This window comes from Pseudomonas sp. PA-5-4B, assembly GCF_021606215.1.
Taxonomy (GTDB): Bacteria; Pseudomonadota; Gammaproteobacteria; order Pseudomonadales; family Pseudomonadaceae; genus Aquipseudomonas; species Aquipseudomonas edaphica.
Genome location: NZ_WKDB01000038.1, coordinates 22,341 through 41,582 on the forward strand (window position 1 = coordinate 22,341; position 19,242 = coordinate 41,582).

A 19,242-nucleotide genomic window follows, 5' to 3' on the forward strand; every position below is an offset into this window, starting at 1 on the left:
GGTAAGGAATGGCTCAGCGCAGTACCGGGGTTTCCCACAGGTTCAATTTCACGCCGATGCCTTTTTCGATGGCATTGCGGTACACCACGGTGCCCCACGCCACGTCTTCAACCGGCATGCCGCCGACCGACATGATGATGATCTCTTCATCGTTGCGGCGGCCCTGGGCATCGCCGGCGACTATCTTGCCAATGTCTTCGAGCTCATCGGCCTGCATCTTGCCTTCGGCAATCATGTCCATGAAGCGCACGCCGATTACCGGCACGCAGTGGTGCGCAGGCTTCGGCAGCTCTTCGAACCAGGCTTCGTACAGACCGGTGTTATCGAGCACTTTGCGTACGTCGCCGAGCTCCATGCCTTCATCAAGCGAGCAGGACGCCGGCATTGCCATGAAGCACCCTGGCTTGACCCACTCGCGCTTCACAATTGGGTAGATCGAGGGGTCGCCGGTCTCACCGGAGCTACAATAAGTAACAAGGTCGGAATCACGGACCACTTCTTCGAGGCTGTCGACCACGTTGATCGTGGTGATCTGCGGGTAGGTTTCCTTCACCCAGCCCAGGAAGTCATTCAGGCTTTTCTCACCCCGCCCCTTGATCTTCAAGGTGTCGATCTGCGGGCACACGGCGATAAACGCGGCGAGCGTGGTCTTGCCCATCACGCCCGGGCCGAGCAGACCGACCACTTTCGAGTCCTTGCGGGCCAGGTGGCGCGCGCCAACACCGGGTATCGCACCGGTGCGATACGCCGACAACAGGTTGGCCGACATATGCGCCAACGGGGCGCCGGTGTCAGGGTCATTGAGGGTAAACATCAGGATCGAACGGGGCAGGCCTTTGTCGCGGTTGGCGATGTTGGAGCCATACCATTTGACGCCCGCGGTGCAGAAGCTGCCGCCCAGATAGGCCGGCATCGCCATCATGCGGCGGTCGGCTGTCGGCTTGGGCATGTTCGGGAACGGCGAATCCTTCGGGAACACCACCATTGCGCCGTGGGAATCGTTGTTCGGCCCGGCCATGCGGTAGTCGCCGCTGTAGAGCAGGCCGAACATTTCCTCCATGGTATTAACACAGGCGAGCATGTCAGTGACGCCAGCCCGAATCATGTCCTGCTCGGACAAGTAGATGAAGTCTATGTTTGTAGTACTGGACATTATTATTCTCGACTGAAAGGGATATCGCAGCGGTAGGCGCTGCTCCCACGCTATCGAGGTCGAGTATCGGCGTGCGGTGGGTGACGGTATTGTAAATTTCGGACATCAAGTTTCGAGCGGGCCCTCGGAGTTGGCGTGAAAAATGCGTGAATATTCCCGCATATATCCACCTGAAGGTCCGGTCATGCTCAACCTGTGTTCACCGACCCTGCGGCAGCACACTGCTTACGAACAACCCTGGTTCGTACTCAACTCATCTCGGTATTCGGTCATGCCCTCCGAACACCCGGCGATTTCGCATTTCTACGCCTTCGATGTCGTCCACTCGGCTGACCTGCTGGCGGTGCCGGACGGCTGCGTGGACATCGTGTTCGACTGCGACGCAACGCGTCCCAGCGTGAGGATCTGCGGCACCCCGCTGGAGGCCCAGCGGGTCGAACTGCTGCAGGGCCATCATTATTTCGGCGTGCGCTTTGCGCCGGGGGTGATTCCGGGCTTCATCAATGTGATGGCCGAGGACCTGACCGAACAGGAATGGGACCTGCTGCAAGTGTCGGCGTTCGCCCAGCGCATTTTCGAAAGCATCGTCAACGCCCCGTTGCTGCAGGACCAGATCAAGCTGTTCAACGACTATCTCGCCCCGCGCCTGATGGGCCGTACCTCGAAGCTCACCGCGATGGTCATCCAGCAGACGCTGGCCCATCGCGGCGACCTGCGCATCCAGCACCTGGAAGACCTCAGCGGCTACACCAGCCGTACCATTCACCGCCAGTTCAGCCAGGACACCGGCCTCTCGCCCAAGACGTTCTGCCGGATCATTCGCTGCCAGGCGGCGCTGGAAAGCCTGAATACCCGGCACGATGTATCGTTCTCGGAACTGGCCCTGGACCTGGGCTTTTCCGATCAGTCGCACTTCCTGCGCGACTTCAAGAAGCTGGTCAGTACCACGCCCTGCGATTACCAGCGCAAAATGCTGCAGAGCGCCTACAACGAGCGCATCCGCTTCGCCTGAGCGCCCGCCCCCCCGGGCTGCGAAAACAATAATTCGCCTCTCCATCAATTCTCCACAAACCCTTCGCTGAACGTGCATGCTTGCGGTGCATCATTCACTCCGTTGCTGGAAAACAGTGCATGTTTAGCGCATTGACCCGCAACACCGCACATCGAACGAGCAGACCATGACTGAATCACTCCTCGCATCGCCCGCCAACCAGGCGCTGGTGCTGATCGCCGAAGACGAGCCGGAAATCGCCGATATCCTCACGGCCTACCTCAAGCGCGCCGGTTTTCGCACCGCGCATGCGCAGGACGGACGGCGCGCGCTGGAACTGCATCAACAGCTCAAGCCCGACCTGGTGCTGCTCGACGTGATGATGCCCAAGCTGGACGGCTGGATGGTGCTGGCGGAATTGCGTCATCGCGGCAATACACCGGTAATCATGCTGACGGCACACGACCAGGACATGGACAAGCTGATGGGCCTGCGCATCGGCGCGGACGATTACATCGTCAAACCCTTCAACCCGGCGGAAGTCATCGCCAGGATCCAGGCGGTGCTGCGCCGTTGCGGTGACCGCGGCGCCGGCCACAGCGTGGTGCGCGTCGACGCCTTTGAAATCGACATCGACAGCCATGAAGTGAACGTCTACATCGGCACGCGAAAACAGCCGTTGCACCTCACGGTGACCGAATTCAACCTGCTCGCACAGCTGGCCAAGGCACCGCGCCGCGTGTTCAGCCGTGCCGAACTGCTGGTGCTCTGCTCGCCGGAGAGCGACAGCCTGGAACGTACCGTCGACAGCCATATCAGCAAGTTGCGCCGCAAGATCGAAGACCTCGGCCTGCACGGCGTACCAACCAGCATCCGTGGCGTCGGCTACCGGTTCGGGAGCCAGGCATGAGAGTGCCCAACAGTTTGAGCCGGCAGATCATTTTGTCGATGTCGGCTGTGGTCCTGTGCGTGATTGCGCTCGCGGTCGTGGGCTCCTATGTGTTCTACGCCGTGCTCTGGAGCCTGTCGCCGCCCACGCAGCTGGAATTGGAAGCGGATGAATGGCTGCCCAGTGGCGTGGAATGGCTGTGGATGAGCCTGATTACCTGCGTCAGCCTGAGCTTGGGCGTGGCGATGGCGGTCAAGTTGTCCAAGCGCATTCTGATGCCGCTCAATTCGGTGGCAACGAGCCTGCGCAGCCTGGCTGCCGGCGACCTGGATGCACGCGCCGTGGCGCCCGATCTTTCCCTGGGCGAAGCCGCTCTGTTGGTGGATGACTTTAATAGCATGGCGAATCGACTCAAACACATGGCCGAGGAGCAAGCCTTCTGGAATGCCGCCATTGCCCATGAACTGCGCACCCCGCTGACGATCCTGCGCGGCCGCCTGCAGGGGTTGGCCGAGGGCGTTTTCGAGCCGGACACCGCGCAGTTCTACAGCCTGCTCGGCCAGGTCGAAGGCTTGACCCGCCTGGTCGAAGACCTGCGCGTGGTAGGCATGGGCGATAACGGCCACCTGGTCCTGGCACTCAGTGAGGTGGAACTGGCCGACGCACTGGAAGCCGAAGCGCGGCTGTTCGAGCCGAGCTTGAACAGCGCCGGCTTTAGCCTGCAGCTGAACCTGCGCAAGGGCCCCGTCTACTGCGACCCCGGTCGCATCCGCCAGGGCTTGCTGGCGCTGCTCGACAATATTCGCCGGCATGCCACGCCGGGCACTGTCAGCATTGAATTGGGCAGTGACGAGCGCGGTCACTTCCTGAGGGTCGCGGATGAAGGTCCGGGGATCGATGCGGCGTTCGCCGAGCATATTTTCGAGGCGTTCCAGCGTGGCGAGAGTTCACGCTCGCGCGCCCAGGGCGGCAGTGGACTGGGTCTTGCGGTGGTGCGCGCGATAGCCATCGCCCACGGCGGCGCGGTGACGTGTCGAACATTGATAAACAGCGGCACATTGTTTGAACTCAGTTGGCCCGCAGCATCACGTTTCACTGCCCAGACCTGATACCCGCTGAAACAAACCCGCTGTATATGAATACCCACCAAGGTGATGGCATGCGTTTGTGTATTGGCCTGTTCAAGCGGGCAAGAAAATACCGCCACTTTGCCTTACTGGACACACACGGACGTTGTATTGCTTTCATGAGTTGCGAAAGGATTCCCGCCAGGGGCGAATGGATGGAAGTCAGTGAAGTCAATCTCGCCTGGCTCAGCCAAACGCTGCCAGGCCATGAGCGCCGGGACAGAGAATAGCCGCATTGTCGCCTGCTTGGCTCTGATGTTTAACGTTCTCACGTGGATAACTGTTATGCCGACACAGCATTCAGCTCGCAACGCTATCGACCTTAAACAACTGGAAGCGTCACTTTCGCTCTACAAGTTTAAATTGAGAAAGTTGCAACGCTTCTGGATTCCCCTGCAGAAGTACGCCCCGCAAAGTGTCTTGGCGTTATGGTTAATCGGCGTGTGCGTTTCATTAGTGACACTGTCGTACTACCACTGGCTGGTCATCGCCCCGGCTATTTGTATATTGATTACCGCGGAAATCATTGTCGAAGAAGTCCAGATTGATCTGTTACTGATGACCGACGAAGTGCGTTACCTGCTCGACGTCACCCGTGACATTTATCAACGCAACACGTACCCCACAGGCGCCCCATGCCAGCCGTAACGCCGCCGATTCTGCTCGAAGAAAGTAAAAAGCTGGGGCAGCAATCCGCCAGCCAGACCCTCAAGGCTATCGCCAGGGCCTACCCCGGCAAACTGTCCGGCACCTTGTCGCTGGTCGCGCTGGAAAACGCCTTGCTGCTGGCCTATCCGCTGTTCGCCGGGTTTGCCGTCGACTCGATCATTCGTGGCGATGCCGGCAGTGCCGTGTGGTACGCCGCCGTCGTGCTCGGTTTCTGGGTGGTCGGCGCGGCCCGCCGGGCCCTGGATACGCGCACCTTCACGCGCATCTACGCCGACCTTGCGGTACCGGTGATTCTCAACCAGCGCCTGCAACGCCACAGCACCTCCAGGGCAGCGGCGCGCGTGGTGCTGGCGCGGGATTTCGTCGATTTTTTCGAAAAGCACGTACCAACCATCGCCACCGCACTGGTGTCGATCGTCGGCGCGGCGGCGATGCTGCTGGTGATCGAGCCCTGGGTCGGCCTGGCGTGCCTGCTCGCGCTGTTGCTGTGCGTCACGTTCATGCCTGGCTTTGCGCGGCGCAACCAGCGCTTGCACGAGCGCTTGAACAATCGCCTGGAAAAAGAGATCGGCCTGGTGGAAAAAGTCGGCGCACACACCCTGCGCCGTCACTATCACCTGCTGTCGCGCCTGCGCATCGGCTTATCCGACCGCGAGGCCATTGCCTTCCTGTCCATTGGCCTGCTGGCGGCGCTGCTGTTCGTCGTCGCGATTACGCAACTGGCCCTGGCACCGCAGATAAAAGCCGGGCACATCTACGCGGTGATGACCTATTTGTGGACCTTCGTCAGTTGCCTGGACGAAGCGCCCTCGATGATCGATCAACTGGCGCGGCTCAAGGACATCGGCAAACGCGTGGACCCCGGCCTGGACCGATAACTCACGCCGAACCCACATTTGGATTGCAGTGCATCAGATCCTTGGAGCATCAGCAAGACGCCCTGCGCGTTTCCGAAGGCGACTCGCCAAACAGCTCGCGATAATGCGTCGCGAAGTGGCTCAGGTGGAAAAAACCCATGGCCACAGCAATCTCGCCGACGTTTTTTTCGCTCGCGGACGTCGCGATCAGTCGACGGCGCACCGCATTCAGGCGCAAATTGCGCAAGTACTCGACCGGGCGCATGTCGGTCACCGCCTGGAAACTGTTCTGCAAGGTCCTGCGGCTCACGCGCAGTTGCTCGCACAGGTCAAGAATGCTCAACGGGGTATCGCCACTGGCGATGATTAATTCCTGGCTGCGCCTGACCAGATACGCACTGACCGCGAAGTTGCCACGCCGGCCACGCACTTCATCGCCGGCGTGGGTGAACAGATCAAGGAACGCACCGAGCAATTCATCCTCGAGCATCTTCTCCGCCGCCGGGCTGATCGTGTCGGCGTGTTCCAAAAAGTGACGAAACAGTGGATGGATACGCTGGCGAATGCGCAACAGTAACGCTTCATCCACGCTGAGCGCCGAGACGCTGGTCAAACGCTTGAGCTGCTCGCCGGACAACTCGACCGCCGCCAGTCTGGCAAAGCGCAACGCGTCCACATTCAAGGCGAAGAAATGTGTGCCCTGCGGTGCATGCAGCACAAATTCCTCGCCGTCCCGCAACAGCACCACGCTCTCGGCCCCCACCTGCTGGCCCTGCACCACCGGCGGGCTGCCCAGTGACATGGCCGCGCACAAGCGGCCCTTGGGCGAGCGGCCATGCTGCACCACACGCTTGTCCAGCACTTCCTGGAAGATCTGGAAGCGATCGCCGGACAGCTGGCGCAGCTCACTGGTCAGGCAGCCGCGACCGAGCTGGTCATAGACCTGCTGCCAGCCCTGGATCGAGCCGGCGTGCTGTTGAGAGTCATTGAAGGTGCGGACTTCGGCGAGCATGTTGGTCATTCCTCGGCGGCCTGATGCTTGTTTTTTGGCCTGAAGGGGGCTCAGTCATCCATAACGGTAGCGGGCGTTTGCGCAGGCGCGGGGCCGGCGTGGAAATCCAAAGCCAGTTCCGTGCCAAGCATCTGCAGACGATAAGCGCCCGTTTGTATCTCCAGCGGTGCCAGTAACGCGCCGGACAGCACAACCTGCCCGGCCGCCACGGGATGACCGTCCGCCAACAGGCGCCGCACCAGCCAGCAGAGATTGAACAGCGGGCTGTCCTCGCGTGCCTGGGTATTGCCGCTGCCCAGCAGCGCGCCCGCATGCTCCAGGCGATATTCCACGCAGGCATGCCGCGCCGCATCGAATGGCACCCGCGGCCCGACACAGTAAAGCCCGGCGGCAGCGTTATCGGCCAGGAACGCGCCCAGCCCGAATGTCCAACCCTGCCAGCGGCAATCGGCGATTTCAAAGGCCAGGGCCACCTCGGCAATCGCTGCCAGAATCTGCGCATCACTGTAGTCGCCCGGCACCAGCGTGCGCCCGAACACCAGCGCCAGTTCAACCTCGAGCTTGGGCTGGATCAGCCGCGCCAACGACACCGTGCTGCCCGGCGCGACCACCATGGCCGACGTAAGCGCGCCATATACCGGTTCGTCGAGGCCAAAACGCGCCTGCGCCGCGCGCCCGGCGAAGGCCACCTTCCAGCCGCTCAGGTGCTCGCCGCCTGCCAGGCGCTGCGCCAAACCCTGGCGCAGCAGCGCATAGCCTTGCTGTTTGTCCAGCGCCTCGGGCGACAACGGCGCGATGGCCCGGGCGCTGCGCCCGGCCTCGTGCAGTTGGCCGGTTAACTCGTCAGCGCTGCTCATGACAGTTGCGCCGCCAGCTTGCGCAGCACGCCGTCAAGCCGCTCAGGGGTGGTGATCGCCGCGACGAAACGGTCCGGACGCACTACAACGATGCAGTCGCGCACCTTGGAGAACCATTGGCCGAGGCGGTTATCCACGTCCTCCACACTCAAGGCCGCGTTGGCTGTCAACGGCTGGTTGCGCCCCACGCCGCTGCGCGAGCGATTGACCTGGATGAAACGTGTCTCCCACCGCGCCCAATACTCGGCCATCGGCTCACTGAGGTGGTCGCGCGGGTTCACCCGATAACCCAGTACGGCGTAGCCATTGCCGAGCACCTCATCGAGGCGCCGACGCTGGCCCTGGGCGTCTTCGATATTCGGCTGGATGAACAACTGCCCGACCAGATCATCCTCACGCAACTCGGCCCGTTCATGGTGGACCAGGCCCTTGGTGATGGTGGCCTTGGGTTTGAACTTGAATTCCAGCAAGTGCGAGCGCAGGTTATCCACAGTGTTGACGGCCTGGAACAGCCAGTCGCGCACACCGGCCATCAACGGGTTGGTCAGGCCGAGTACCGCGCCCATGTTGTCGGCCAGGGACACCAGCTCGGTTGCGTGACCACGCCGCTCCTGGTCGTAACTGGCGAGGATCGACGGCGCCGCGCGACCCTGGATGATCGCCGCCAGTTTCCAGGCCACGTTGGCCACGTCGCGCAGGCCGGAGTTGAGGCCCTGCCCGGCCCACGGCGGGGAAATATGCGCGGCGTCGCCCACCAGCGCCACACGCCCTTCGACAAACCGCGCCGCGACCCGCGAGTGGTGGGTATAGGCACGGATACGGATGATATTGAGGTCGTTCACGGCATCGCCGATATGCCCGTGGATCAACTGGCGAATCGTCGCTTCTTCGCACATTTTCGCTTCGTCCTCGCCTTCCATCAGCATGAATTCCCAGCGGCGCTGCTGGTATGGCAGGTAGATGCACACGAAGGGCCGCTGCGGGTCGGCATGCAGCGCGGTAAAGGGCGCATCGAGGGTGTCGTTGGCGGTGTCGACCACCACCCATTTACGCGGATGGGTCAGCCCGAGCAGCTCGACGCCGAGTTGCTTGCGCACCGTGGAGCGCCCGCCATCGGCACCGATCACGTAGTCCGCCCGGAGCTGGTAAAGCTCACCGTGGGCATCGCGCACCTGCAGGGTCACGCCCTCTGCGTCCTGCTCGAGTTCGAACAATTCGTGGCCCTGGCGCAACTCGACGCAGGGGTGCTGGCCGAGGTGTTCGCGCAGGGTGCCTTCAAGCAGCTGCTGCATGAAGATATTGCGCATCGGCCAGCCATAATGCGCGGTGCTCGGCTTGACCTCGGCGAAGCACACGCCGCGCGCATTGTAATAACGCAGCGGTACATCGCAGATCATGTCGCGCACCGCCAGGTCGGCGATGCCGATGCCCTGCAGCACGCGCAGCGCCTCATCGTCCATGCCCACGGCACGGGGATACGGCAGGATGCCGTCGGCCAGTTCGAGGACGACGCAGTCGATGCCGTATGTCCCCATATAGTGCGCGGCGGTGATCCCGTTGGGGCCACCGCCCACGATGACAACCTGGGTCTTCTCCTGCTTCATCGCTATTCACCGCTTTTCTTGTTGTGAGTTGAGTCCGGGCATGCGCATTTCTGTTGGAGCGAGCTTGCTCGCGAAGAACGCATAGGCACTGCATTTATCCAGAACGAACGCGTGATCGTTAACGTTCTTCGCGAGCAAGCTCGCTCCTACATGGGTGTTTTCAGTGCAGGCCGTCCAGGCCCTTGACCTCTTCGGCTTTCAGGCCGCCCAACCGCGCATGCAAACGCCCGCGCGTGGCGAAGGCCCAGATCACGACGATTTCATCCGGCGAAGGGCCGTCGCCGAAGGTCAGGGAGAAACTGTCATAGTGCGAACGCACATACAACGCGTCCTTGTGCGCCAGCGGCACGTCGATGGTCGAACCTGGGCCGCCACGCTTGCCGGTGGACGGCACCCACGACTTGCCACCGCCCAGGGCCACGCGGATGGGATCGGCGGCCGGGTTGGTCAGCAGCGCGTTACCGTGCTCGTACTCGCCTGCGCTGCCCACCAGGATAGCCTTGCCGTAGCTGATGATTTCACGGCTGCCGGCGAGTGCCTGGATGCGCCGGCCGAATTCTTCGCCCAACAGCGGCGACGGCTCGACCAATTGCGCCAGGTCCTGGCTGAAGCGCCCGGCATACGGGTTGTCGATCACCGCGGCCACGGCATACTTGAACAACGGCTCGCCATCGGCCAGTTGACCGGTCTCGTTGGCCAGGGTTTCTTCAACGAAGCTGTACCATTTGCGGATGTGATAGCTGGCGAAATTTGCAGTTTTCATCAGGTAAACCTCGGTTCAAAGCGGGTCAAGGGGGTCAAGCGTGATGTTGCGACTCGGCGCGCCGGCGGCCTTGAAGCGGGCCTTGCCGCACGCATCGTCATGCTCGGTCTCGAGAAAGAATTCCATGCGATTGCAATCGGGGTCGTTGAAATACAGGCCGTTGCCGATTTCGTGATCGGTGATTTTCACCACCTCGACGCCCTTCTCCAGCAACATGCCGTAGAGCTGGCGCAAGGTGGTCATATCACCGTCGATTTCCAATCCGTAGTGCTGCAGGCCCAGGCCGCCCTGGTGGGCGCCGGGTTCTGCACGAATCAAGGCGATATCGTGGTGCTTGGTGCCAAACGCCATCATGACCCAGCTTTCGCCCCGGGCACTTTCGTGCATGCCCAGGATGTCGGCATACCAGCGCGCCGACACATCAGGATCACTCACAAACAGCGATATGTGGGTCCGAAGGATTTTGACTTTCATCACCGGTTACCTCAGTTCTTCTTGACGATGGATTGATGCCCGGCCTTGATCTGCGCCACGGCGGGCGTCCACAGCACATCGGCGATCTCACTGAATTCACGCCAGTGCTTCTGCCAGCCATCACCGCCGTTGTCGGACGTGAACAAGTGCCCGTACTTGGTGCCCGCCACGATCTGGCGCGGGTTGGCCGGGTTGAAGGCAAGCGCCCAGACGCAGGAGTTGGGCTGCTGTGGCAGGGGCAAGACGTTCCAGCTGAGCGCGGCATCGCGGGAAACGAGGATCTTGCTGGTGGTGCCTGGCGTACCGTCGGAAATGCTCAGGTACAGCTCGTTTTGCGTGCCCAGCGGCGCGTTCATGGCGCGCAGGTAGTACAAACCGAAGGCTTCGCGGCCGATGATACCGGTCCAGGTCAGGCCTTCATCCAGGCTGCGGTAGACCGCGTTCACGCACACCACCACGATGACTTTCTCGCCGTGATTGGGCAGGACCACGATGTTGTGGATGTCCGAGTTGTAGTCCCACAACAGGCGGTCATCGACACGGGTCCAGGTGTCACCGCCGTCACGGGAATGGAACAACCCGCCCTCCTCCAGGCCGAACCACAACTGGTTGCGGTCGCTGGGGTCATAGGCGAAGGCCAGCAGGCGTGGGCGACTGACGCCGTCGCAGAACTCGGGGATTTCCACCGGCGCGCGATCCCAGCTCAGGCCGCCGTCCAGGGTACGCCACAACACGGCGCGCGAAGGCGCGCCGGTGCCGACGAAAATCCGTTGCGCGTCCTGCGGGTCGACGGCGACTTTCCACACCGTCTGCCCGTTGAACGGCGAATCGACACGCTGCCAATGGCCACCGGTGTCGTGGCTGACACACAAGCCCACGTCGGTGCCGGCATAGATGCGCTCGGGCGTGTCGGGGTGCACGCTGAGGGAGCGGGTGATCGCATCGAACTCGAGGTCCTGCCCCAGGCCCAGGCGATGCCAGGTCTTGCCGTCGTCGGCGCTGCGGATCACCGCCTGCCCGACGGTGGCCACCAAAAGGGTTCCGTTACTCATCTGTGATCCTCCTCAGATATAGATGCCACGGGTCAAACCGCCGTCGATGCCGATGGACTCACCGGTCACCGCGCCGGCCTTCGGCGAGGCCAGGAAACCGATCAGCCAGCCCATTTCAATCGGTGCCAGGGTGCGGCGAATCGGCGTGGCGTCGATATAGGCTTGCTCGACCTGTTCGGCGGTCTTGCCTTGCTTGACCGCTTCGCGCTCGTACAACTCCTGGATATGCGGGGTATCGACGACGCCGGGGTGAATCAGGTTGACCGTGATGCCCAATGGGCCCAACTGGTCGGACAGGGTCTTGGTCATGTGCGCGATTGCCAGGTTGCGCATGCCCGAAAGCACTTTGCTGCTGCGCCCGGTAAGCCCGCCGATGTTGATGATGCGACCGAAGCCGGCGGCCTTCATGTGCGGCGTCACGGCCTTGGCACAACGGAAATAGCCGATCACCTTGGTGTTGAGGTCCGACAGCAGTTCATCGTCGCCGGCGTGTTCGATGTCATTACGCACCACGCCGGACGGGGCCGCGGCACCGTTGACGAGGATGTCGATACGGCCGAAATGCTTGTACGCAGCATCGACCATCTCCGACACGGCCTTCATGTCATTGGTGTCACAGAACAGCGGCAGCACTTCGTTGCCGGTCTGTGCCGTGATTTCTTCGGCAGCCAGCTGCAGGAACGCCATGCGGCGCGCGCAGATCACAACCTTGCAGCCTTCCTCGGACAGAAAACGCGCGACTTCCTTGCCGATGCCCATGCCGCCGCCGGTGACGATCGCCACGCGGCCTTTCAATTCCAGATCCATTGCCATTTCCTCTTGTGATTATTCAGTTCAGGCGAGATCGACAAACACGCTTTTGGTCTCGGTGTAGGCGTCGATCACGTTCTTGCCCATTTCCCGACCCCAGCCGGATTGTTTGTAGCCACCGAACGGTGAAGAGGGATCGACCACGTTCCAGCAGTTGATCCATACCGAGCCGGCCTTGAGCTGTGCAGCCACGCGGTGCGCCGAACGCAAGTCGCGGGTCCACAGGCCAGCGGCGAGGCCATACGGCGAATCGTTGGCGCGCAACACCAGTTCATCGATTTCGGTCCAGCTCATGACGGTCAGTACCGGGCCGAAGATTTCTTCGCGGGCCACGCAGGCGCGTTCGGCACGGTCGAGGAACACGCTCGGTTGAATGAAATGCCCATGCTCCAGGTGCGCGGGACGGCCGCCACCGCAGATCAGTTCGGCGCCCTCTTCCTGGCCCCGCTGCAGGTAGCCCTTGACGGTGTTCAACTGCCGCGCGGACACCAGCGGGCCCATGCTGCTCGCCGGGTCCAGGCCATTGCCGAGCACATGCGCGGCGGCATGACGCTGCAGCTCTTCGAGCACCTGGTCGAGCACACTGGCGTGCACATACAGGCGCGAGCCGGCGGTACACACCTGGCCCTGGTTGTAGAAGATCCCATCGGCGGCGCCCTTGGCGGCACGCACGATGTCGGCGTCGGGCAAGATGATGTTGGGGGACTTGCCGCCCAGTTCCAACGAGACCTTTTTCATGTTGCTGGTGGCCGCCTGGGCGATCAGCCGCCCGACCTGGGTCGAGCCGGTAAAGGCGATCTTGTCCACGTCCGGGTGCTGTGCCAGCGGTGCGCCAGTGTCGGCGCCCAGGCCGGTAATCAGGTTGACCACCCCGGCCGGGAAGCCGGCGGCCTCGATCAGTTGCACCAGGCGGATCGCGATCAGCGGTGTCTGCTCGGCGGGCTTGAGCACCGCCACGCAACCGGTGGCCAGCGCCGGGCCGAGCTTCCACACGCACATGGTCAACGGGAAATTCCACGGCACGATCAGCGCGCAGATACCCACCGGTTCACGCAAGGTGTAGTTGAGCATCGGCGCGCCGCTGGCCGGCGAGACGGGCAGCGTGCTGCCCTCGATCTTGGTTGGCCAGCCGGCGAAGTAGCGAATGATGTTCGCCGCGCTGGCCGCTTCACCGCGCGCGTTGGCAATCGGCTTGCCGTTCTCCAGGGTGATTAACTGCGCCAGTTCCTCGCGGTGCTGGTCCAGCAGATCGGCTAGGCGAAACAGCAACAGGCCGCGCTGTGCCGGCGACTGCAAGGCCCAGGCACCGCTAAAGGCCGCGCGGGCAGCCGCGACGGCTGCATCCACATCGCGCGCATCGCCTTGGGCGACTTCGGTGAGGGTCTGCTCGGTGGCCGGGTTTTGCACGGCAAAGCGCCGACCGCTGGCGGCGTCCTGCCAGGTGCCGCCGATGAACAGGCGACCGGGCTGATCCAGGAACGCCTGGACGGCAGGCAATAATGGGGGCAGGTTCATGGTCGACTCCTTCACAGCGCCATTTCGATCAGGCAAGGACCACGGTCGGCCTTGGCATTGGCCAGCGCCCGTTGCAGTTCGGCATTGGTCTGTACCGTGCAGGCCGGTACCCCGTAGCCTTTGGCCAGGGCCTTCCAGTCAATACGCGGGCTGTCGAGCACGGTCAGGCGCAGGGCTTGTGGCTCCATTTCGGTCATGCCGAAACGACGCAGCTCGTTCTGCAAAATCGCGTAGCGATGGTTGGCGGCAATCAGGATCACCACCGGCAACTGCTCGCGGGCGATGCTCCACAGGGTTTGAATGGTGTACTGGGCGCTGCCGTCCGATTGCAGGCAGAACACGCTATTGCCGCGTTCCGCCAAGGCGGCACCGAACCCCACCGGAATCCCCTGGCCAATCGCGCCACCGGTATTAGTCAATACCCGATGCCGCGCGGCGCGGGCGGAGGCGGTAAAAAAGGGATAGCCGCAGGTGCCGCCCTCAACCGAGACGATGCTGTCGTCGGGCAGTGACGCGGCCAGCACTTGGCCGATGGATTGTGGCGTCAGCTCGGCGTGGCCGGGTGGCAGTTCGATACCCTCCGGGGTCGGCACATAGGCCGGTGCATTCAGGGCATCGGCCAACGCCGTCAGCGCGGCGGAAACATCGTCACCGACTTCGGCCAGCGTCAGCAGACGTTCACGTTCGGCGAGGCGCGACGGGATGCCTTCGTAGCCAAAGTAGCTGATGGGCTCGGGCACGCCTGCACAAATGACCAGGTCGTACTGCTCCAGAATTTCAATCGCCACCTCCGGGAAATACGGCAGGCGATCCAGGTCCGGCAAGCCACCGCCACGGTAACTCAGGCGCGGAAAGGTCTCGGCAAACAGGCGCACGCCGGGCAGTTGCGCCAGGCGCCCCGCCGCTTCCAGTCCCGCGACTGATAAGCCCTCATCGCCGACGATGAACACCAGCCGCTTGCCGTCACGCAATACCTGCGCCACGGTTTCGATCCGGTCACTGGCAAACCGGCGAACCGGTGCGCGCAGAGGTGCGAACACACCGTTGTGCGTCACTGCGTGAGCCTGCAGGTCCATGGGCAGAATCAAACTGGCGATTTGGCCTTTGGCCTGCCAAGCCGCACGCACGGCTTCCTGTAAATCCTCACCGATTCCCGACGCGGTGCGCGAGGTGCGCACCCAGCCGGAGACAGCACCGGCCAAGGCCTGGATGTCGCTGGCCAAGGGCGGATCGTAGTTGACATGCCAGGAGGCGTGATCGCCGATGACGTTGACGATCGGCGTATTGGCCCGACGCGCGTTATGCAGGTTGGCGATGCCATTGGCAAAGCCCGGGCCCAAGTGAGTCAGGGTCATTGCCGGCTTGCCGGCGATCCGGCCATAGCCGTCAGCGGCGCCGGTGCAGACCCCTTCGAACAGCGACAACACCGGCTTGAGAGCAGGTGCGCTGGCCATGGCGGCCACCAGAGGAATCTCGGTGGTCCCGGGGTTGGCGAAGCAGTACTCGATACCGCTTGCCGCTGCCGCATTCACTATCAGTTGCGCACCATTCATTGTCAGCCCTCTTGCTTGAGCGTTTTCTTTGTTGAGATTTATCACACAATATATCTCACCAAGCAAGAATTTAATTACTGAAATCTCTTTATTTGAGATTTAAGTGAATTTAAAATCTGAAAAGCTTAGCCTGTCGACCTGCAGGGTCGGGCTTGCTCGCGAATGCGGTTTGTCAGTAACTTCCATCACTGGCCCACCGCTTTCACGCGCAAGACCGCTCCCGCATTGGATCTGCGCTGTTTTCGCCTATAGTGCTTACCCGCATGCCATCCCTTCTCTAGGAACGAAATGAGCAGCCTGAGTAAATTGCTGAATGTCCTGGACCTGTTCGGTCCGGCGACGTTGAAGATCGACCCGGACACCATCGCCGAGCGCATGGGCCTGTCGCGCGCCACCGCGTATCGCTATGTCAAGGAATTGTGCGACGCCGGCCTGCTGACCCGCGTGGACGCCGGCCACTACGGCCTGGGGCCGCGCGTGATCGAGCTGGACTGGATGATGCGCCAGTACGACCCCATCCTTCTGGCGGGGCGCGAGTTGATGCACGAGCTGTCGGCGCAGACCGGCCTGGCGGTGTTCGCCAGCGTCTTCTACGACGGACGCATCATCAACACCTACATTGCCGAACCCTCCGACACGTATCACTTCTCCTTCGGGCGCGGGCATCCGCTGCCCTTTTTTCGCGGCGCGCAGTCCAAGGTATTGATCGCTTTCCAGAAAGGTCGACGCCTGCAGCGTCTGTTCGAAGAGCATATGGCCAGCGACCCGGAAAGCCCGTACGACTGGGCCAGCTTTGCCAAGGCCACAAAGAAGATTCGCAAGGATGGGTACTGCATGACCCATGATGAACTCAACCTCGGCCTGACCGGCATCGCCGCGCCCATCATCCAGCCGGATATCGACGAGGTGATCGGCAGCCTGTCCGCCGTCGGCAGCACCCAGAGCTTCAAGCTGCTGCGCCAGGAAACCGTGATTGAAATGGTCATGGACACCACCCGCCGGATTGCCGAGAACCTGCGCAATCCGCCGGGCGCCGCCGCATCCTGAGGTTCAGGCGCGGCGGCTGCGGTGGGCTAGAACGGCACGGCGATGGTCAACTGACTGTAAACGTTGGTGCCGTTGCCGGCGACCTGGTTGCCGCCCGTGATGGCGTCCTGCTTGGGCTTGTAGAGGCCGATCAGCGGCGTGACGATCAGGTGCGGGTTGACGGCCCACTCGGCGTATACATCCAGCTCCCGAGCATTGAGGTTCAGCGCATTGCTTTTGCGTACGGTGTCGAAGTCGAAGTACAACGCACCCAGGGTCAGGTTTTCCAGAGGCGTGGCCTTGAGGGCCACGTGCTGGATGCTGGTGTTGCTATTGAACGGCCCGGCATAGTTGCCCGCGACTTCGCCCTGCAGCCAGGTGCCATAGCCAGTGCTCAAGCCGGTGAACAGCGAATCCCACTGCTGTGAGTAGCGGGTGTAGCGGTAGCTGACCTTTGGCGCCCAGGCGACATCGGCAAAGGTATAGCCGGCTTCGCCGTACCAGGCTTTTTCGGGGCCGGTGTCCTTGTCCTGCCAGGCATATTCGAACGCCAGGCTGACATTCGGCAGACCTGCGTCGCCTTCGCCGCGCACGCTGTAGACATTCATGCCCTTGCGCTGGCGCTGAAAATCACTGGCCCAGCGTTCGTTCACATCGATGCCGTGCACCCAGGTCAAGCCCAGTGTGCCCGGCTTGGTGGTGTAATCCAGGGTACCGGCGGCCACTTCGGTTTCAGCCTGGGCGCGGTTATCGGACTTGAGCCACAACAGGCTGCCGTGCAGACCATCCTTGCCGCCCAGCCGCAGGAACGCGGTTTGATCGAAGGCGTGCCGCGTGGCCAGGTAATACGCACCGCCACGGTTCATCGTGCCATTGGCCGGGCCCTTGCCCAGGTTCGGACCGTCGTCGTTGATCAGGAAGCCACTGCCGAGCTTGACCACCTGGCGACCGCCGGAAATGTCCACGCCATCCTTGCCCAGGGCCGGAAACAGGTCGCCGGAGCGCCAACCCAGGTTTGCATCTTCGATTTTGGTGGTGCGTTCGCTGCCCAGGGTATTGCCGGCCGGGTCGCCGTCACCCCAGGTCGCGGAACTGACGAGCGCGAAGGCGCCATAGGCGGTGCCATTGCCGGCCAGGGACTGGTCGCCGCTCAAACCATACTTGATGAAACCTTCGCGCCAGGTCGAACCGCCCGGCGTGCCGTCATAGTTCTTGCGGCTGTTGAACATGCCGAACACGGCGGTCATGTCGGCATTCAGATGCCGGCTCTCATCGCTGTACAACTCATAGGCCCGGGCCTGGCTGATGGCGCAAAGCGTCAACGTACAGGCCAACGTACCGCTGAGAAATGACGTGGAGGGATACCGCATGATCGAAGCTCCTTGGGTGCGCCTTTTGAGAGGCTGTCTTAGTTGTTGAGGCGTTATTCGGCTGCGCGCTTGTTGACGAACAGCAACTGCTGGCCGGTAAATTCCAGCAACCCTTCCAGGCCGAACTCGACGCCGAAGCCGGACATCTTGCTGCCGCCGAACGGCGTGTTCGGCTGAATGCGCGCGTGGCAGTTGACCCAGGCCACGCCACTCTCCAGACGGCTGGCCAATGCCTGCGCCTGCTCAACGTCCGGGCCCCAGACCGAACCGCCCAGGCCCATGTCGCCGGCATTGGCGCGGCGCAACACATCCTCGACATCCTGATAAGCGATCAGCGGCAATACCGGCCCGAACTGTTCCTCGTCGACCAGACGCTGGCCATCGGTCACATCCGCCACCAGTGTGGGCGGGTAGAAGAAACCAGGACGATTCAGGCGTGCGCCGCCACACAGCACCCGCGCACCGTGTGCCCGCGCATCGGCAATCAGGGCGTCCACCAGTTGCAGTTGATCAAGGTTCTGCACCGGGCCGAAGTTGACGCCGGGCTCCAGGCCATCACCGACCACCTGGCGCTCGGCAATCCGCGTCAGGGCCTCGGCAAACGCCTGGTACTGGGATTCGTGAATGTACAAGCGCTTGAGTGCGGCGCAGGTCTGGCCCATGTTGAGGAAGGCGGCCTGGAAGATCTCTTCGACCACCTCCTCCACCGGCGTGCCAGGCAAGACAATCGCCGCGTCGTTGCCACCCAGTTCGAGCGTCAGGCGCTTGAGGTTGGTGGCGGCCCCGCGCATCACGCTCTGGCCGGTGGCGGTGGAGCCCGTGAACACAATCTTCTGGATCCCCGGGTGCGAGGTGATCGCGCTGCCGAAACCCTGCTCGCCGGTCACGGAGTTGATGACGCCGTGGGGCACATGCCGCCCGATGATTTCAACCAGGCGCAACGTACTCAGCGGCGTCAGGCTCGACGGCTTGCTGATCACGCAGTTACCCGCGCGCAGCGCCGGCATGATGTGCCACACGGCAATCATGAACGGCCAGTTCCACGGCGTGATGGAAGCCACCACGCCCAGGGGCTTGCGATGCAGCTCGACGCGCTGGGTCGGGGTCTCTTCCACCAATTCCACGGCAATCTCTTGCCCGGCCGCGTAGCGGGTCCAGGCGGCGGCGCCCATGACTTCGGAAAACGCCAGTTCAAGGGGCTTGCCTTGTTCCTGCACGATCAGCCGAGCCAGGGCGTCGGCGTCCTGCTCGATGTCATCGGCGATCGCATTGAGGCGCTCGCAGCGCAGAGCGTGGGCGCTGTGGCGCCAGGTCTTGAAAGCCGCCTGGGCGGCGGCTACCGCCTCGTCCAGCTGCGACAGCGAACCGGCCGGGCATTGCGCGAATACGGCGCCGGTCGCCGGGTTTATCACGTCGAACTGGCCGCTTTCACCGCCAACCGCAACGCCATTGATGAACATCTTGTAAGGGTGCATATGCAATTTCCTTTAACGCAGACGAGCCTTGCCGGACAGTGGCAA

Annotated in this window: 18 protein-coding genes; 6 read left to right on the plus strand and 12 right to left on the minus strand. The window is 62.4% G+C overall.

Annotated features, from left to right (window positions below; genetic code table 11):
- Positions 1-13 precede the first annotated feature (13 nt).
- Entirely contained in the window at positions 14-1,153 is a 1,140-nt protein-coding gene (locus GIW28_RS19020) for a tyramine oxidase subunit B (RefSeq protein WP_056858430.1), read from the minus strand.
- Between the two features lie 184 nt (positions 1,154-1,337).
- Here GIW28_RS19020 and GIW28_RS19025 point away from each other — a divergent pair, with 184 nt between their 5' ends.
- The 5 genes from GIW28_RS19025 (at position 1,338) to GIW28_RS19050 (ending at position 5,707) form a co-directional block, all read left to right on the plus strand.
- Entirely contained in the window at positions 1,338-2,165 is an 828-nt protein-coding gene (locus tag GIW28_RS19025) for an AraC family transcriptional regulator (protein ID WP_056858429.1), read from the plus strand.
- Between the two features lie 166 nt (positions 2,166-2,331).
- A complete protein-coding gene (locus tag GIW28_RS19030) occupies positions 2,332-3,054 on the plus strand; it encodes a response regulator (protein WP_065873509.1) in 723 nt (240 codons plus the stop codon).
- The gene (locus GIW28_RS19035; RefSeq protein ID WP_056858427.1) at positions 3,051-4,142 is read left to right on the plus strand and encodes an ATP-binding protein; all 1,092 of its coding nucleotides are present in this window, start codon (positions 3,051-3,053) and stop codon (positions 4,140-4,142) included. The genes GIW28_RS19030 and GIW28_RS19035 overlap by 4 nt, the downstream gene beginning before the upstream one ends.
- A gap of 183 nt (positions 4,143-4,325) precedes the next feature.
- Positions 4,326-4,808: a hypothetical protein gene (locus GIW28_RS19045; protein WP_329606454.1), complete on the plus strand. Its 483-nt coding sequence runs from the start codon at positions 4,326-4,328 to the stop codon at positions 4,806-4,808.
- The gene (locus tag GIW28_RS19050) at positions 4,796-5,707 is read left to right on the plus strand and encodes an ABC transporter six-transmembrane domain-containing protein (protein WP_056858426.1); all 912 of its coding nucleotides are present in this window, start codon (positions 4,796-4,798) and stop codon (positions 5,705-5,707) included. The genes GIW28_RS19045 and GIW28_RS19050 overlap by 13 nt, the downstream gene beginning before the upstream one ends.
- 49 nt (positions 5,708-5,756) lie before the next feature.
- Here GIW28_RS19050 and GIW28_RS19055 read toward each other — a convergent pair whose 3' ends face one another.
- The 9 genes from GIW28_RS19055 to GIW28_RS19095 form a co-directional block, all read right to left on the minus strand.
- The gene (locus tag GIW28_RS19055) at positions 5,757-6,698 is read right to left on the minus strand and encodes a helix-turn-helix domain-containing protein (RefSeq protein WP_065882047.1); all 942 of its coding nucleotides are present in this window, start codon (positions 6,696-6,698) and stop codon (positions 5,757-5,759) included.
- A gap of 50 nt (positions 6,699-6,748) precedes the next feature.
- Positions 6,749-7,555, minus strand: coding sequence for a 2-keto-4-pentenoate hydratase (locus GIW28_RS19060; protein ID WP_056858425.1), 807 nt, complete (start codon positions 7,553-7,555; stop codon positions 6,749-6,751).
- A complete protein-coding gene (locus GIW28_RS19065; protein WP_056858424.1) occupies positions 7,552-9,159 on the minus strand; it encodes a bifunctional 3-(3-hydroxy-phenyl)propionate/3-hydroxycinnamic acid hydroxylase in 1,608 nt (535 codons plus the stop codon). Before GIW28_RS19065 ends, GIW28_RS19060 begins: the two co-directional genes overlap by 4 nt.
- A 160-nt stretch (positions 9,160-9,319) precedes the next feature.
- The gene (locus tag GIW28_RS19070) at positions 9,320-9,922 is read right to left on the minus strand and encodes an amino acid synthesis family protein (RefSeq protein WP_056858423.1); all 603 of its coding nucleotides are present in this window, start codon (positions 9,920-9,922) and stop codon (positions 9,320-9,322) included.
- Between the two features lie 15 nt (positions 9,923-9,937).
- Entirely contained in the window at positions 9,938-10,396 is a 459-nt protein-coding gene (locus tag GIW28_RS19075; RefSeq protein WP_056858422.1) for a VOC family protein, read from the minus strand.
- 11 nt (positions 10,397-10,407) lie between these two features.
- Positions 10,408-11,448 (minus strand): VPS10 domain-containing protein, encoded by a 1,041-nt coding sequence (locus GIW28_RS19080; protein ID WP_056858421.1) that lies wholly within the window; start codon positions 11,446-11,448, stop codon positions 10,408-10,410.
- A 12-nt stretch (positions 11,449-11,460) separates the two neighbouring features.
- The gene (locus GIW28_RS19085; protein WP_056858420.1) at positions 11,461-12,255 is read right to left on the minus strand and encodes an SDR family NAD(P)-dependent oxidoreductase; all 795 of its coding nucleotides are present in this window, start codon (positions 12,253-12,255) and stop codon (positions 11,461-11,463) included.
- A gap of 27 nt (positions 12,256-12,282) precedes the next feature.
- Positions 12,283-13,773 carry an aldehyde dehydrogenase family protein gene (locus tag GIW28_RS19090; RefSeq protein WP_065873513.1) on the minus strand — a complete coding sequence of 497 codons (1,491 nt, stop codon included), beginning with the start codon at positions 13,771-13,773 and terminating at the stop codon, positions 12,283-12,285.
- 11 nt (positions 13,774-13,784) lie between these two features.
- Complete coding sequence (locus GIW28_RS19095; RefSeq protein WP_236465570.1) at positions 13,785-15,326, minus strand: acetolactate synthase large subunit; 1,542 nt, start codon at positions 15,324-15,326, stop codon at positions 13,785-13,787.
- A 288-nt stretch (positions 15,327-15,614) separates the two neighbouring features.
- Here GIW28_RS19095 and GIW28_RS19100 point away from each other — a divergent pair, with 288 nt between their 5' ends.
- Entirely contained in the window at positions 15,615-16,373 is a 759-nt protein-coding gene (locus GIW28_RS19100) for an IclR family transcriptional regulator (protein ID WP_056858417.1), read from the plus strand.
- Positions 16,374-16,399: 26 nt separating this feature from the next.
- Here GIW28_RS19100 and GIW28_RS19105 read toward each other — a convergent pair whose 3' ends face one another.
- The gene (locus GIW28_RS19105) at positions 16,400-17,722 is read right to left on the minus strand and encodes an alginate export family protein (protein WP_236490405.1); all 1,323 of its coding nucleotides are present in this window, start codon (positions 17,720-17,722) and stop codon (positions 16,400-16,402) included.
- A 53-nt stretch (positions 17,723-17,775) separates the two neighbouring features.
- A complete protein-coding gene (locus tag GIW28_RS19110; RefSeq protein WP_236447976.1) occupies positions 17,776-19,197 on the minus strand; it encodes an aldehyde dehydrogenase family protein in 1,422 nt (473 codons plus the stop codon).
- Between the last annotated feature and the right edge of the window lie 45 nt (positions 19,198-19,242).